This is a genomic window from Methylobacterium sp. GXS13 (genome assembly GCF_001455965.1).
Lineage (GTDB): Bacteria > Pseudomonadota > Alphaproteobacteria > Rhizobiales > Beijerinckiaceae > Methylobacterium.
The window spans coordinates 1-564 of sequence record NZ_LKKO01000011.1 but is presented as its reverse complement, the minus strand read 5'-3'; the positions used below and the strand labels follow the sequence as shown (position 1 = coordinate 564).

The following is a 564-nucleotide window of genomic DNA, read 5'->3' as shown; positions in this document are numbered from 1 at the left end:
CGTACTGGAACAGTCGGGATCACCGGTCGGCGTCGTCCAGGCTTTGTCGGCGTCCGCGATCCTGCGGGTCACGCTGACGGGACAGGCCGCCAGCGCCGCGACGGTCCCGATGTCGGGCCGACGGGACACGCTCGCCGGGACAGCCGCGTGCATCCTCGCTGCCGAAGGCATCGGGCTCGCCCGCGAGAACGTCACGGTGACGGTCGTACGCCTCGACGTCGAGCCGGCTCCGGCCTTCGTAGTCACAGGCTCCACGACCTTCGGGGTTCTCGTCCATTCCTCCGACGATGCCGCGCGGCGTGCGGCCGTCGACGAGCTCGATACGGCGTTCCGGGACGTCGCGCGACGTCGTCAGCTGGAGATCGGCATCGAACACAGCGTCGATCCCGATGCCACCCGCTGTGATCCCGGCATCGTCCGCCTGTTCGAACGCGCCATGGAAGCGTCCGGCCACCCCGTCGTGCGGCTGGCCCAGGGCGCGACGACCGACGCCATCAATCTGGCTGTGCTGGCACCGATCGGATCGGTGCTGATCCGGTGCCGGGATGGCATCGGTTGGGGGCC

General features: G+C 69.9%; 1 pseudogene. It reads left to right on the top strand.

Annotation, left to right across the window (positions count from 1 at the left end):
- Positions 1–564, top strand: a pseudogene (locus AO398_RS28730) (Zn-dependent hydrolase); the annotation flags it as partial.